Source organism: Streptomyces solicamelliae, assembly GCF_045348655.1.
Classification (GTDB): domain Bacteria; phylum Actinomycetota; class Actinomycetes; order Streptomycetales; family Streptomycetaceae; genus Streptomyces; species Streptomyces solicamelliae.
In genome coordinates this window covers 2,844,736-2,859,255 of record NZ_CP160404.1, presented here as the reverse complement: position 1 = coordinate 2,859,255, position 14,520 = coordinate 2,844,736, and the positions used below count along the sequence as shown (strand labels likewise).

Sequence of the window (14,520 nt, the reverse complement as noted above, 5' to 3'; positions counted from 1 at the left end):
TCCTTGCCGGCTCAGGCCGCGCGGAGGTAGCGGGTCTGGGCGATGCGGCCGGCCGAGGCCAGGGCCTCGGTGCGGGAGCGGTCGGCGTCGGGGACGAGGACCAGTGCGCCCGGGGCGGCCAGCGCGGCCGCCTCGGCCACGTCGTACGGGGCGCGGTCCTGCGGGGAGTTGACGACCACGATGCCGTAGCGGCGCTCGCCCAGTTCGGTACGGACGCCGGGGTCGGCGAAGTCGCCCTGTACGAGGCGGGCGGCGCGCGTACCGTCCGCGCCGCCGAGCGCCAGGTTGCCGCGGATCAGCTCGGCGCGGGTGGGCGCGTCGGCCAGCGGGTCGACGACGGTCAGCCGGGCCTCGACCCCGCCGCGGTGCAGCATGCGCTGCAGGGCCGCGGCGAACAGCCCGTGCCGGGTGCCGATCACCAGGACCTCGCCGTTCGGCGGGGCCAGCAGCGGCAGCGCGGCGAGCCGGCCGCACACGTCGGACAGCGTGCCCGCGAGCCCTCCGGTGCCCAGCGCCTCGACGGCGACGAGGTGGCGGTACGCCACGGTGACCTCGCGGCGCGCGTGCTCCTTGTCCCGGCCGGTCACCGCGGCGACCTCGCGGACCAGGGTGTCGATCTGGGTGGCCGTCGGCATCCGGTCGCCGTCACGGCCGGCCTGGTCGAGCAGGAGCGACAGCCCGTACTGCCGGCGGCGCAGGTCGGCGACCTCATGGTGGAGCGCGTCGAGGTCGTGCTGGAACGCCGTGGTGATGCGGTCCACGCGCTGCTCGACCAGGTGGAACGCCGGACGCAGCACCCGCTGTGCGAGCCGGTTGCTCAGAAGGGAGGGCATGGCGGGCAAGGTACGCCGCGGCGCGGGGCCACGGGGCGACGACACGTTGCCCTTCGGGTGAACGTCGAGTGGCTCTTGGGGGGTGGGGTGCGGCGGGGAGGGTCGCGAGCTGCGGCGGGGCGGGTGGGGAGCTGCGGCGCGGCGGGCGGTGAACCTCGGCGTGGAGGGTGGCGAACCTCGGCGTGGCGGGCGGTGAACAGCGGCGTGGAGGGTGGTGAACCGCGCGTGTGATCATGAACGCGTCGCATTCCTTCGCCCGCGAGGTGATCTTTTGACGAAGGTGGCACTGCGTTCCTACGCACTGTTGCCTCGGCAGTACGACGAGCGGAAGGTACTGGCCTCCACGATCGATCCGTGGGGCCGCGCTCTCTGGCTGATCTGCCTCGATGCCCGCTTTCCCCGCAGGTGGGCCGGCCGGGACGTCCCGGCGCCCGTGAGTCTTCCGTTCGACGCCGTCGTCGTGATCAGCGACGGGGGTGAGGTCCGGGAGCGGACCCTGCACGAAGTGGCCGTGGATCCGGCCGCCTTCGACGCCCTTCCGGGTGGTGGGTTCGTCGTCTCCACCAACGGATGGCCGAACGCCCGGTCCGGGCAGATCTTCGGCGCGGACGGCCGCTCCCGGCGCCGGTTCGCGCTGGGCACCCACCTCACGCACCTGGTCGCGGACCGCCGGACCGGCTTCTGGACCGGGTACGCCGACGAAGGCGTGTACAGCGGGGACCCCGTCAGCGCGGGCGGGCTGGTCCGCTGGGACGGCAGGGGCAATCGGGTGAGGGACCTGTGGCCCCCGGAGCCGCACCATCACGCGGCGGCGATCAGTACGGTCAACGTCTCCGACTCCGACTTCGGCTCCGACTCCGCGGTCCACGCCGTGTACTGGCCCGGCGCCCCGCTCGTCGCAACCGGGCCTGGCGCGATGCGCCGCATCCGCACCCTGCCGGTCTCGGACCCGCTCGGCCTCGCCATCCGCGACGACCGGCTGCTCCTGCTCGGCGGGACCGAGCGGGGCAGCGGCAGCGTGGCGGCGGCACGGAGCGGTGCCGTCCACCGCCTGCGGCTGACGGATGAGGGAGCCGAGGTCGTGGGGCGCGAGGACCTGGTCTTCCCGAACGGGGACCCGGTCAGGCGCTATGCCCGTCCTGTGTGCCGCGGGCCGCACGTCTTCCTGCGCACGTTGCGCACGTTGCGGCAGTGGTGGGTGCTGACATTGTCGTAATGGGTGCTGACGTTGTCGTAAAAGGATCGCCTCGGGCCGATGAGTTCCGCGGGATGTGCCGGTCTTCATGGATGTAACACCGACTACCGACTACCCACTACCGACGCGGACAGCACCCCGAAGGGCGTAACGACATGACGAACCAGCAGCCGGTCAAGGGCCCCGCCAGCTACTTCCCCTCCATCGAGAAGAAGTACGGCCGTCCGATCGAGGAGTGGAAGGACCTCATCCGCACCTCGCCGCTGACGAAGCACATGGAACTCGTCGCCTGGCTGAAGACCGAGCACGGCCTGGGCCACGGCCACGCCAACGCGCTGGTCGCGCACACGCTGGCGGAGAAAGCGGCGTAGGGGTTGCGCGCTCCTTCGGGACGACGTACGCGGCTGTCGCCGGGCCCGGGCAGACCCATCGAGCAACGGCCTGTCGCCGGGTTCCGGCGGCAGGCCCTGTGGTTTTCTGGTCCTGCTCGCGAGGCGTCAGGGGGGCCGCTCGCTCACCGAAAGGCCAGCCACCGTGTCGCACCATCTCAGCGGACCCAACCTGCGTTCCCCCAAGGACGATGCCCGCCTCGACCTGACGGACCTGTTCGTCTTCCCCGCTGCGCAGGACGGACGCACCGTCCTGATCATGAACGTCAACCCGTTCGCGCCCACCCAGGGCGAGGCGTTCCACCCCGACGCCGTGTACCGGCTCAATGTGGACACCGACGGCGACGACATCGCCGACCTCGCCTACAGCTTCGTCTTCTCCGCCCACGAGAACGGCAGGCAGACGGTCACCGTCCATCGGGCGACCGGCGATCAGGCACGCGAGCACGAGGCCGGCGGGCAGGCCGTCGTCTCGGACGCGACGGTCGCGTTCGGGGCCGAGCCGAACATCGTGAACAGCGGCGACCTCCGCTTCTCCGCCGGCCTGCGCAGCGACCCGTTCTTCGCCGATCTGGACGGCATCGTCAACGACTTCAAGTGGACCGGCAACGACTTCGGCATCGACAAGAACGTCTTCGGCATCGTGCTGGAAGTCCCGGACAGCGAACTGGGCGACGGCCCGATCGGCGTCTGGGCGCGGGTCAGCCTCCGGCAGAACGGCCGACTGGTCTCCGTCGACCGCGGCGCCCACCCGTCCCTCACCGCGTACTTCAACGCCGAGGACGTCAAGGAGAAGTACAACGCGGGCGAACCCGCCGACGACTGGGACACCTACCGCGAGGCATGGAGCGCGGTCCTCGCCCACACTGGTGGGTACGGCACCGAGGCTGCCGAGGAGGCTCTTCGTACGGTGCTGCCGGACGTCCTCCGCTTCGACCGCACCCGGCCGGTCGCCTACCCCAACGGCCGCACGCTCACCGACGACGTCACCTCCGCCCGGCTCGCCATGGTCTCCGGCGGCAAGATCACGGACGACCACATCGGCCCGCACACCGACCTGCTCGACGAGTTCCCCTACCTCGGCCATCCTCACCCGGTCTCCTGAACCCCGCGCGGGCGTGCCAGTGCCTGGGGATTGGTTCTGGCGCGGTGAGCGACGAGGCGGTCAGGATCTGTGGCCATGGCCATGAGAGCAGTTGTCGGGACGACGGTGATCGAGACCGGTGCGTTGCGCGAGGAGGATCGCGTCGCCTGGGAGGTACTGGCACGCGGTTACAAGGCGTTCTATCGGACGGAAGTGCCTGCCGAGGGGTACGAGGCGACGTGGCACGGGATACGGCACGACCCGGAGCTGCAGGGCATCGGTGCCTGGTCGGACGGGAAGCTCGTCGGTATCGCCCACTATCTGTTCCACCGGACGTTCTGGCTCGACGACAGCTGCTACCTCCAGGACCTCTTCGTCGCCGAGTCGGCGCGCGGCCAGGGGGTGGCACGGATGCTGATCGAGACGGTGGCCGAGGCGGCGCGGGAGCGGGGGGCCGCCCGCCTGTACTGGACCACCCAGGAGGGAAACGCCACCGCCCGCGCCCTGTACGACAAGGTGGCGAGCTTCAACGGGTTCCTGCGCTACGACTATCCGGTGACAGGAGGGTAGTTGGGGGGAGGGGGGTGCTGGGGGCGGGGGTGTCTGGTGGGCTTCTGGTGCGGCCGCCCTCTTTCCGAGTGTGGCCCCTGGAGGCGCCGGGTCAAGGGCGCTCCTATCGTCGCGTCGCTTCGCGATTCCGCTAAAGCTCCACCCTTGACCCGGCACCTCCAGGGGCCTTTTCACACTCGGAGGGCGGCCGGGGGTGAGGGTCCGCGCGTAACCCTGCGATAGTGCCTGGCCGCCGTGGGCGGCCGGCGGGTGGGTGCGCGGTCGTTGAGTGGGGTGCCCAGTGCCGTCTCGGCGGCATGCGGTGGTCGTCAGGTGCCGTCCATGCCCGGCTGGTCATTGTCCGTGGGGAGGGGGACAGGCGGGGGGACGGGGGAGGCGGACTCTGCCCTTTCGCGCCACTGAAGCGGCCCTCGACACCTCCCAAGTCACACCAACCCCATCCCGTCACCCCCGAACCGTCCTGGTGCGTGGGGAGCACCCGAAAGACATTCGAGGCGGCCGGGGCGGTCGGTGAAGGCCCGACCCGTAGGCTGTCGGGCATGTTGCTGATCCACGACGGGACGACGGCTGCTGACGCGGCTGTGCCGCGCACTGGTGGCGTCCCGCTCGTTCCGGACGGTTTTGTCTGGCCCGTGTGTCGCGAGTGTGGTGGGGCCATGCAGTTTCTCGCGCATCTGCCGCTGCCGTCCGGGGTGGTGGCGGTGTTCCTCTGCCAGAACGACCCCGGTATGTGCGACGACTGGGATGCCGCTGGCGGAGCCAACGCCGCTTTCGTCTTCAGCGGTGAACTCTCTCCGGCCACCGTTCCGGCCGAGGGCGAGACGCAACTCGACGCGGTGACCGCACTGCGACTGCACCCGGAGCTCACTCCCACTGATGCGCCGGTACTGGGACGGTGGGGCGGCGAACCCGACTGGGTCCAGGGAGACGAGACCCCGATCTGCCCGTCCTGCACCGTCCCGATGGGCTTCACCGCGGAACTGGAGGAGGGCTACGACTTCGCCACCTCGGCGAACTTCGGTGGCGGAGGGCGTGGCTATGTCTTCAGCTGCCGGCCGTGTGGCGGTGCCGCGTTTCTCTGGCAGCGCTGACGATGGCGGGGCGAGTGCTCCCTGAGTGGAGCGGACGGGACGAGTTCGACGCGCTCGTCATCAGGACCGACTTCAGCGACGACGAGTCGTGGAGTGCGGTGGTCGGGGAGCTGCGGCGGCCTGGGGGGCCGTCCGACGAGTTTCCCGCGACGGTGCAGGTGGTCGATGCGCCCGCCTGGTCCGGGGCGACAGCCGAGGAGGTCCTGGCCGTGGTGGACGGGGACGACCATGTGAGTGTCGTCTTCCTCGCCGACCGCCACACGATGGACTCGCCGGTGCGGGCCTTGCTGGCTCTGACGACGAGCTGGGAGGACGTGAGCGAGCTCGATCCCGTCTACTACCAAGAGCTCATCGACTCGCCGGAGCCACGGGAGTTCCGTGCCGTCCCCACCGCGGTGCACGACGTCCACGTGAACCTGACGCTCGGCAACATGGGCTTCGCCGAGTTCGCGCAAGCCGCCGCTGAAGAGCCCGACCAGGTCCTGAGGCCGACATGACCGAGCCGATCAGCGGATGGATCATGGGTCGCAACCTGCGGACCTTCTTCGAGCTGCTGTCTCACTACGCCGGGTACTCCTTCGACGGAACCGACTGGGAAACCGTCGATGCCGGCGTGCAGCACACCGACGACGAGGCCCCGGGCGGCTGGTACTCCTATCCGCTGGTCGGCGTGAACGCCGTCCTCGAGGTCGCCGTCGCCCGGGCGGTCGGCGGGGAGGAGGTGTCCGTCACGGTCACGGGCGCCGAGACGACCGTGCTTGCGCTCCGCGCCGATACGCTCCTGGCCGCCTTCTCCGGCCCCGCCTGAAGCGTGGGCACGGGCCGGTGCCTCGGCTGACCGCATGTCGTCGCCGTCCTCCCACCCCGTCGTGCGTCCGGCTCTCCCCGAGGACCTCGCGGTCCTCCAGGAACTCGCCCGCCCCACGATCGACGCGCGCTACCGCCCGTTCCTCGGCAACGAGAACGTCGACTGGTTCATCAACTCCGGCGCCTCGGACGAGCACGTCGACAGCCACTTCCGCCAGGGGCACATCCACTGCATGGAAGCTGCCCGGGTTGGATGGGCGTCGCCCTTGTCGTTTCGGTGCTCCCTACGCACCAGGACGGTTCGGGGGTGACGGGATGGGGTTGGTGTGACTTGGGAGGTGTCGAGGGTCGCTTCAGTGGCGCGAAAGGGCAGAGTCCGCCTCCCCTGTCCCCCGCCTGTCTCCATCCCCACGGACAATGACCAGCCGGGCATGGACGGCACCTGACGACCACCGCATGCCGCCGAGACGGCACTGGGCACCCCACTCAACGACCGCGCACCCACCCGCCGGCCGCCCACGGCGGCCAGGCACTATCGCAGGGTTACGCGCGGACCCTCACCCCCGGCCGCCCTCCGAGTGTGAAAAGGCCCCTGGAGGTGCCGGGTCAAGGGTGGAGCTTTAGCGGAATCGCGAAGCGACGCGACGATAGGAGCGCCCTTGACCCGGTGCCTCCAGGGGCCACACTCGGAAAGAGGGCGGCCGCACCAGAAGCCCACCGGAAACCCCCGCCCCCAGCACCTCTCCCTACGCCCCGCCGATCACTGCGCGTTCTCTGCCGCGTCGGGTACGTCCGACGTACCCGACGCGTCGGAGGCGTCCGACGCGCTACCTCGCAGGCGGGAGGTCATGCTGCGGACCTCGGAGAGGACTGCCGTGCAGGACTCGATGTACTGGATGGCAGCCGCTCGGGTGACCCCTGTGTTCTGGTAGCGCACCTGGTCGCCCAGGTCGAGGAGTCGCTGCGCGAGAGAGAGGGTCCGTGCCGACACCCCGATCTGTCCCAGCGTGGCGATCAGCGAGGAATCGGTGGTGGACGCGCCGCCGTTCATGTTGCGCTGGAACAGGTAGATGAAGGACTCCATGCGGGCATGTGCCGTGACGATCGCCGTGGCGGGAAGGTTCTCGACCATCCGGAAGGCGTCGTCGAGGAGTGGGTCGATCCTGCGGTCTCCCGCCAGGTCTTCGTCGGATATGCGATCGGGGACGAGGCGGTGCAGCGTCTCCGTCCCCCCGCTGCCGGGAGCGTCCGGCGTCCGTGGGGCGGTCACCGGGGGCGTCAGGCGGAGCGCCCGGTTCGGTGCGATGCCGCGGTGGCTGCTCTCCTGTACTTCCTCGGCGATGTCGGCCACCTCGCGCACCAGGGCCTCGAACTCGGCGGCGCCTCCCAGCGTTTCTATCCGTCGCATCCGGGAGAAGAGGTCCCGCAACTGTCTGCGGAAGGCGAGCACGCATCCCAGCACCACGCCGGGCCACACGAGCGTCTGTAAATACTTGAGCACCAGCTCCGCGATCTCCATCTCGGCATGATGCACGGACGGTCACGCCGTGAGTAGGGGAGAGCCGGACATCTCATGCGACGTCGCGACGTCGCATGAGATGTCCGGCGCCCGACGCCCCTCCCCGCAGCCATCCCCACCATCCCCACCATCCTCACCATCACGCACACCCCCGCCACCCCGAGCCCACCCCTCAACCCCGGGGGGCGGAAGGTGCAGTCGACGGTCGTCGTCCGGTCAGCAGCGAGCGGGCGGATCGACAGGAGGCCGCCGTACGACTGCACCTGCCCGCCCTCGCAGCGCCAGCCGGCGATGTGGGGGGTCGCGATCACCACCGTTCCCCGGGTGCCGGGGCGGAGTCGGGCGTGTACCCCGTCGCCCGTGAGCTTGATCGAGAGGGGGGCCGTCGCCCTCAGCCTGCTCACTGCCGCCCGCAGCCGCCCCCTGTCCAGGCAGCCCACCCCCGCCGCCCCGCCACCTCCGCCCTTGCCGCTCAGGGTCACCCTCCCGCCCGGCATCCCCTGCACGCCCAACGAGGTCAGTGCCGCGCGGCGTTTCGGGGCTCCGCCCTTCAGGTCCACCGGCGGGCCGCTCTCGCCCAGTCTCGCCGTGCCCGTGAAGTCGGGGGCCCAGACGAACACCTCCGTGCCCACCCGGCACACCCCGTCCGCCGGGGTCTCGTACACCCGCGCCCCGAGCAGCGCCTCCTGGTTACGGAAGGGGGAGTTCCCGTAACGAACCCCGCCCCCGCCCCCGCCCCCGGCCGCCCCCGAACCCGCACCCTCCCCCCGTACCGTCACCAGCGGCAGCACCGCACCCGAGCGCACCACCTTCCCGTCCCGCCACCTCGCCCCCACCCCGAACAGCGCGTCCGTCACCGGGTTGTCCAGGCTCTGCAGGTTGCGGCCGCGGGAGGTCCAGCCCGCGCCGAGGGATGTCCACATCCGGGTCAGCGCGTCCGGCGTGTGGCTGCTGTAGTAGCCCGCGCCCTGCCCGCCGACCAGCAGCGGGTCGTTACCGGTGAGCTGGGGGCGACCGGGGTCCGTGCGGTACTCGGGCCAGCCGTCGGCCTCCGCCACCGCCGCCGCCCGCGCCTCGTGCTCCGCGCCCCACGCCGGGTAGTCGTCGAGCCGGGCCCGCTTCTCCCGGTCCGCGTAGGCCGTCGTCGCCGCGGCCTGCCCGACCAGCACCCCCGCGACCAGGACGACAGCCACGACGGCTCGCCGCCGCGCCAGGACCAGCCCCGCCACCGTCGCCGCGGCACCCGCCGCGAAGACCGGGTACGTCCACACCGACACCAGGCCACTGGCCGCCCCGCCCGCCGCCAGTACCGTCACCACGGCCCCGCCGCCCAGCAGCGCCCGCCGGTCCGGCAGGCCGTGCGCGAGGCCCGTCCACGCCGCCAGCACCAGCACCCCGGCCAGGACGAACGTCTGCCGGTACGGGCTGCCGTTCGGCGTGGCGAACACATGCCACACCAGGTGCGTCGGTTCCCACTGCAGCGACAGCGCCACCCCGGCCGCGAACCCCGTCCACAGCCACCGTTCCCGCTGCGGCACGTCCCGGCGGAACGGCAGCGCGCAGCCCAGCAGCAGCGCCCCCGTGCCGAGGAACAGGGCCGGCGAGTAGAAGCCGTACGTCGCCGGAAGCACCCGCGCCAGCGCGTCCGGCACCGATGCCGCCGCGAACTCCCGCGTCCAGCCCGGGTACGCGTGCCGTGAGCCCAGGAACACCGGCAGCAGCACCGGCGCGGCGAGCCCGACCCCGAGCGCCACTGTCCCCACGGCCCGCGTCACGACCCCCGGTCGCAGTTCCCGCGCCGCCGCGAGCCGCACCAGCAGCACCAGCGCCGCGGCCAGCGTCGCCATGTACGCGGTGTAGAAGTTGGCCACCCACGCCAGGGCCACCATCACCGGCGCGAGCCACGGGTGCCGCCTCGTCCGTACCCACTCGCCCACCAGCACGAGCAGCGGGAACGCGATCAGGCCGTCGAGCCACATCGGGTTGTAGTCCGCCTCGATCACCGACCAGCCGCACAGGCCGTACGAGGCCCCGAGGACCGCCGCGCCCCACCACACGCCGGGGCGCAGGGCGAGGAGCGCGCACGCCATGACCGCCGCCGCGGTCGCGGTCTTCGCCACCGTGATCACGTACACCGCCAGGTCCACGTCCGCGCGCGGGAACAACCCGACGAGCAGGGCGAACGGGCTGGACAGGTACGTGCCCAGGTCGGGCAGGAAGCTCGTCCCGAAGCCCGACCGCCAGTTCAGCAGCAGGCCGCCGTCGGCCTTCCCGTGCAGCAGGTCCCACAGGTGCGCGTGGTACGGGACGAACTGGTTGCCCAGGTCGTTGACCGCGCGGGTGCGGGGGCCGAAGGGGAAGGTGCGGCCGGCCGCGTCCCCCAGACACAGGGCGAGGGCGGTGATCAGCCCGCCCAGGGCGGCCGAGCAGGCACGAGGCGATGGTGACAGTCTGCGCATGACGTTTCGAATATGACAGCGAAGATCGTGAAATGGTCCGGGAAAGAGGGCGGTTCATGCAATCGTCGTCTGCTCGTCCGGCCTCCGCCATGTGTCGAATCCGCCCGCGACACACCCGTGCACTGTCGTTTCCCCGTGCTGATCTCGATTGTGGTCCCGTGCTTCAACGAAGAGGAGATCATCGGTCGATTCCACGATCACGTGACCGCGGAACTCTCCACCCTCGACGGAGAATTCGAGCTGGTCTACGTGGACGACGGAAGTCACGACCGGACGCTCCCGATCCTCGAGGAGATAGCGGCGACCGACCCGCGCGCCCGCTACGTCTCCTTCAGCCGTAACTTCGGCAAGGAGGCCGCCATGCTGGCCGGCCTCCAGCACGCGGACGGCGACGCCGTCGTGATCATGGACGCCGATCTCCAGCACCCGCCGGAGCTCGTGCACCGCATGCTCGCGCTGTACGCCGAGGGATACGACCAGGTCATCGCCAAGCGCACCCGTACCGGCGACCGGGTCACCCGCACCCTCACCGCCCGCGCCTACTACTGGCTGATCAACCGGCTGGTGGACGTGGAGCTGGTCGACGGCGTCGGCGACTTCCGGCTGCTGTCCCGGCGCACGGTCGACGCGATCCTGGAGCTGACCGAGTACAACCGCTTCTCCAAGGGGCTTTTCGCCTGGGTCGGATTCCGTTCCACGACCTTCGAGTACGAGAATGCGGTGCGCGAGCAGGGCCGCTCCAAATGGAGCTTCGGAAAGCTGCTCAACTACGGCCTGGACGGGTTGCTCTCGTTCAACAACAAGCCGCTCCGGGCCGCCGTCTATCTCGGTCTGATCCTTGTTTCCGTGGCTTTGGCGTATGCCGCCTGGATCGTCGGTGTCGCCTTGGTGAACGGAGTCGACACCCCCGGTTATGTGACCCTGCTCGTCACCGTCACCGCGCTCGCCGGAGTGCAGATGGTGATGCTGGGGCTGGTCGGCGAGTACGTCGGACGTATCTACTACGAGGTGAAGCGCCGGCCGCACTTCCTGGTGAAGGCGACGAACACCGGCCGCGCGGTGCCCGCCCAGCACCAGGCCCGACAGGAGCTCGTACGGTGATGAGCGCGCCCGGCACCTCCCGCACCACCTGGCAGGTCGTCCGGTTCGCGCTCGTCGGCGCGGTGAACACGGGCACGTACTACGGGCTGTACCTGCTGTTCGGGCTGTGGCTGCCCTACCTCGCCGCCCATGTGCTCGCGTTCGGGCTGTCCATGGTCGGGTCGTTCTTCCTGACCTCGTACTTCACGTACCGCACCCGGCCGACCTGGCGGAAGTTCCTGCTCTTCCCGCTCACCAACGCGGCGAACTTCGTGATCACGACCGCGGGTGTGTACGTGCTCGTGGACCTGGCGGGCTTCTCCGCCACGTACGCGCCGCTCGTCGCCGCGGCGGCAGCCGTGCCCGTGACGTTTCTGCTCTCTCGGACGATCATGCTGGGACCCGACACCACCCGAACGCGCGAGTCGTTGGTCGAGACAGTCGCGACGAAGTAGTGGCCCGGGCCACGGCGACTGCCTAACATCGATCACCGCAAGGTCGAAATTCGTATCGATGACGAACGACCCACGCCGGGAGGCTCCTTTGCACCGCCGCACTGCGCTCTCCGTCACCGCCGCGCTCCTCGCCGCGGCCCCGCTCCTCACCGCCTGCGGCGCCGACGCGCGCCCAGGCGCGGCGGCCGTCGTCGGGGGCCAGCGGATCGAGGTCGCCAGCCTCCAGGCGCAGGTGCGCGAAGTGCGGACCGCCCAGCAGGCCTCGCCGCAGGCGGCGCAGTTGCTGCAGGCCACCGGTGACCTCAGCCGCGAGAAGCTCAACAGCATGATCTTCGACCGGATCGTGGAGCAGGTGGCGAAGGACCACGGCGTGACCGCGAGCCGGGCCGAGATCCAGCGGACCCGCGCCCAGGCGGCCGCCCAGTCCGGCGGCGTGGAGCAGTTCGAGACGAGGCTGCTCCAGCAGCAGGGCATCGCGCCGGACGAGATCGACGCGGCGGTGCGCCGCGAGATCCTGATGACCAAGGTCGCGGAGAAGCTCGGCGCGACGAACACCCCCGAGGGCGACAAGAAGCTGACGGAGGTGTTCACGGCGGCGTCGAAGGCGCTCTCGATCGACGTGAACCCGCGCTACGGGACCTGGGACGACGCCAAGATCCAGCTCGGTGCGTACGACGCACCGTGGATCCGCCAGCTCACGCAGGACGCCCCGGCGATCCAGTCCTGAGCGCGCGGTAGGTTCGAGGGGTGAACGCTGATCGCCCCGGCCGCATCGTCCTGCTCACCGCCAGCCACCGCGTGGCGCCCGGACTGCTGTCCTGGCCCGCGTGGCAGACGCTGCACGCCGCGGACCGGGTGCTGTGCGCGGACGAGCGGCACGCCCAGCTGCCGTATCTGCGCGAGGCCGGGGTCGACGTCGAGCACGCCCGCCCGTCCGCGCAGGAGCTGGTCGACGCCTGTGCCGGCGGTCGTACCGTCGTCGTGCTCGCCTCCGGCGAGGGCGACCAGCCGCTGACCGACGGGCTCGCCCGGCTCGCGGGCTCCGGCCGGGTCGCGATGCCCGACCTGGAGCTGCTGCCCGGCTCGTACGACCTGCCGGGTGCCCGGCTGCTCGACCTGGTGCAGGTGATGGACCGGATCAGGCGCGAGTGCCCGTGGTCCTCGCGGCAGACGCACAAGGGCCTCGCGAAGTACGGCATCGAGGAGGCGTACGAACTCGTCGAGGCGATCGAGGACGGGGACCGGGACGAGCTGCGCGAGGAGCTCGGCGACGTACTGCTCCAGGTCGTCTTCCACGCGCGGATCGCGGAGGAGTACGAGGAGGGGGAGGACGGCGACGACGACGGTGACGGCGCCGGCGGGGCGTTCTCCATCGACGACGTCGCCGGGACGATCGTCGAGAAGCTCATCCACCGGCATCCGCACGTCTTCGGCGACGCGCACGCGGAGACGCCGGAGGACGTCAAGGAGCACTGGCTTCGGACGAAGGCGATCGAGAAGCAGCGCGATTCGGTGACGGACGGCGTCCCCCTGGGCCAGCCGGGTCTGGCCCTCGCCGCCAAGCTGGCGGGCCGGGTCCGTACGGCCGGCCTGGATGTCCCTCTGCCGTCCGGCGACGGCATCGGCTACGACCTCCTGGCCCTCGCGGTCCGCGCCGAGGCGGAGGGCGTCGACCCGGAGGCCGCCCTGCGCGCCGCCGGCCGGGCGTACCGCGACGCGATCCGGGCGGCGGAGCAGGGGTAACGTCGCAGGGTGAGTCAGAGCCCTGTCCCCGAACTCTTCAGCTGGGAGTTCGCCACCGATCCCTATCCCGCCTACGCCTGGCTGCGCGAGCACGCGCCGGTGCACCGGGCCACGCTGCCGAGCGGTGTGGAGGCGTGGCTGGTGACGCGGTACGGGGACGCGCGGCAGGCGCTCGCGGACCAGCGGCTGTCGAAGAACCCGGCGCATCACGACGAGCCCGCGCACGCCAAGGGCAAGACCGGCATTCCGGGCGAGCGCAAGGCCGAGCTGATGACGCATCTGCTCAACATCGACCCGCCGGACCACACCCGGCTGCGCCGGCTCGTCTCGAAGGCGTTCACACCGCGCCGTGTCGCCGAGTTCGCGCCCCGGGTGCAGGAGCTGACCGACCACCTCATCGACGGGTTCGCCTTGAAGGGCGAGGCGGACCTCATCCACGAGTTCGCCTTCCCGCTCCCCATCTACGCCATCTGCGACCTGCTCGGCGTGCCCCGCGAGGACCAGGACGACTTCCGGGACTGGGCCGGGATGATGATCCGGCACGGCGGCGGTCCGCGGGGCGGGGTGGCGCGGTCGGTGAAGAAGATGCGCGGGTACCTCGCGGAGCTGATCCACCGCAAGCGGCTCGATCCCGGCGACGACCTGATCTCCGGGCTCATCCGGGCCTCGGACCACGGTGAGCACCTCACCGAGAACGAGGCCGCGGCGATGGCCTTCATCCTGCTGTTCGCCGGATTCGAGACCACCGTGAACCTCATCGGCAACGGCGTGTACGCCCTGCTCCGCAACCCCGGGCAGCGCGAGCGCCTGCAGGCGTCGCTCACGGCCGGCGAGACGGAGCTGCTGGCCACCGGTGTCGAGGAGTTGCTGCGGTACGACGGGCCCGTGGAACTCGCCACCTGGCGGTTCGCGACCGAGCCGCTCACCCTCGGCGGGCAGGACATCCGGACCGGCGACCCGGTCCTGGTGGTGCTCGCGGCCGCCGACCGGGACCCGGATCGGTTCGCCGAGCCGGACGTTCTCGATCTGTCGAGGCGTGACAATCAGCATCTGGGGTACGGGCACGGGATTCACTACTGTCTGGGCGCCCCGTTGGCCCGTCTGGAGGGTCAGACCGCGCTCGCGACTCTGCTGACTCGCTTGCCGGACTTGCGACTTGGGGCCGATCCGGCCGAACTGAGGTGGCGCGGCGGGCTGATTATGCGTGGTCTACGCACGCTTCCCGTGGAGTTCACCGTCCCGCACAACTGACGATTCGTCAGGACTGTGATCTTTACGTGATCCCCCCTGCATCG

General features: G+C 70.8%; 15 protein-coding genes. 13 read left to right on the top strand and 2 right to left on the bottom strand.

Annotation, left to right across the window (positions count from 1 at the left end; all coding sequences use genetic code 11):
* Positions 1–11 precede the first annotated feature (11 nt).
* Positions 12–833, bottom strand: a complete 822-nt coding sequence (locus ABZO31_RS13140; RefSeq protein ID WP_406861350.1) for a class I SAM-dependent methyltransferase — start codon at positions 831–833, stop codon at positions 12–14.
* Between the two features lie 271 nt (positions 834–1,104).
* Here ABZO31_RS13140 and ABZO31_RS13135 point away from each other — a divergent pair, with 271 nt between their 5' ends.
* The 8 genes from ABZO31_RS13135 to ABZO31_RS13100 all read left to right on the top strand — a co-directional run bounded on the left by ABZO31_RS13135 (position 1,105) and on the right by ABZO31_RS13100 (position 6,280).
* Positions 1,105–2,049 (top strand): hypothetical protein, encoded by a 945-nt coding sequence (locus ABZO31_RS13135; protein WP_406861348.1) that lies wholly within the window; start codon positions 1,105–1,107, stop codon positions 2,047–2,049.
* Between the two features lie 134 nt (positions 2,050–2,183).
* Entirely contained in the window at positions 2,184–2,399 is a 216-nt protein-coding gene (locus ABZO31_RS13130) for a DUF4287 domain-containing protein (protein ID WP_406861346.1), read from the top strand.
* 163 nt (positions 2,400–2,562) lie between these two features.
* The gene (locus ABZO31_RS13125; protein ID WP_406861344.1) at positions 2,563–3,522 is read left to right on the top strand and encodes a DUF4331 family protein; all 960 of its coding nucleotides are present in this window, start codon (positions 2,563–2,565) and stop codon (positions 3,520–3,522) included.
* A gap of 81 nt (positions 3,523–3,603) precedes the next feature.
* Complete coding sequence (locus tag ABZO31_RS13120) at positions 3,604–4,071, top strand: GNAT family N-acetyltransferase (RefSeq protein ID WP_406861343.1); 468 nt, start codon at positions 3,604–3,606, stop codon at positions 4,069–4,071.
* 539 nt (positions 4,072–4,610) lie between these two features.
* Positions 4,611–5,162, top strand: a complete 552-nt coding sequence (locus tag ABZO31_RS13115) for a hypothetical protein (RefSeq protein ID WP_406861342.1) — start codon at positions 4,611–4,613, stop codon at positions 5,160–5,162.
* A 14-nt stretch (positions 5,163–5,176) separates the two neighbouring features.
* Positions 5,177–5,659: a DUF6924 domain-containing protein gene (locus tag ABZO31_RS13110; RefSeq protein WP_406861341.1), complete on the top strand. Its 483-nt coding sequence runs from the start codon at positions 5,177–5,179 to the stop codon at positions 5,657–5,659.
* Complete coding sequence (locus ABZO31_RS13105; protein WP_406861340.1) at positions 5,656–5,970, top strand: hypothetical protein; 315 nt, start codon at positions 5,656–5,658, stop codon at positions 5,968–5,970. The genes ABZO31_RS13110 and ABZO31_RS13105 overlap by 4 nt, the downstream gene beginning before the upstream one ends.
* A 34-nt stretch (positions 5,971–6,004) precedes the next feature.
* Positions 6,005–6,280 carry a hypothetical protein gene (locus tag ABZO31_RS13100; protein ID WP_406861338.1) on the top strand — a complete coding sequence of 92 codons (276 nt, stop codon included), beginning with the start codon at positions 6,005–6,007 and terminating at the stop codon, positions 6,278–6,280.
* A 1,084-nt stretch (positions 6,281–7,364) separates the two neighbouring features.
* Here the strand turns inward: ABZO31_RS13100 and ABZO31_RS13095 are convergent.
* Positions 7,365–9,947 carry a YfhO family protein gene (locus tag ABZO31_RS13095; RefSeq protein ID WP_406861337.1) on the bottom strand — a complete coding sequence of 861 codons (2,583 nt, stop codon included), beginning with the start codon at positions 9,945–9,947 and terminating at the stop codon, positions 7,365–7,367.
* A gap of 135 nt (positions 9,948–10,082) precedes the next feature.
* Between ABZO31_RS13095 and ABZO31_RS13090 the strand changes: the two genes are divergently transcribed.
* The 5 genes from ABZO31_RS13090 to ABZO31_RS13070 are packed head-to-tail and all read left to right on the top strand — an operon-like array spanning position 10,083 to position 14,476.
* The gene (locus ABZO31_RS13090) at positions 10,083–11,048 is read left to right on the top strand and encodes a glycosyltransferase family 2 protein (protein WP_406861336.1); all 966 of its coding nucleotides are present in this window, start codon (positions 10,083–10,085) and stop codon (positions 11,046–11,048) included.
* Complete coding sequence (locus tag ABZO31_RS13085) at positions 11,048–11,482, top strand: GtrA family protein (RefSeq protein ID WP_406861335.1); 435 nt, start codon at positions 11,048–11,050, stop codon at positions 11,480–11,482. Before ABZO31_RS13090 ends, ABZO31_RS13085 begins: the two co-directional genes overlap by 1 nt.
* A 58-nt stretch (positions 11,483–11,540) precedes the next feature.
* The gene (locus ABZO31_RS13080; RefSeq protein ID WP_406861333.1) at positions 11,541–12,209 is read left to right on the top strand and encodes a SurA N-terminal domain-containing protein; all 669 of its coding nucleotides are present in this window, start codon (positions 11,541–11,543) and stop codon (positions 12,207–12,209) included.
* 20 nt (positions 12,210–12,229) lie between these two features.
* A complete protein-coding gene (locus ABZO31_RS13075; RefSeq protein WP_406861332.1) occupies positions 12,230–13,225 on the top strand; it encodes a nucleoside triphosphate pyrophosphohydrolase in 996 nt (331 codons plus the stop codon).
* A gap of 9 nt (positions 13,226–13,234) precedes the next feature.
* A complete protein-coding gene (locus tag ABZO31_RS13070) occupies positions 13,235–14,476 on the top strand; it encodes a cytochrome P450 family protein (protein WP_406861330.1) in 1,242 nt (413 codons plus the stop codon).
* The last annotated feature ends 44 nt before the right edge of the window (positions 14,477–14,520 follow it).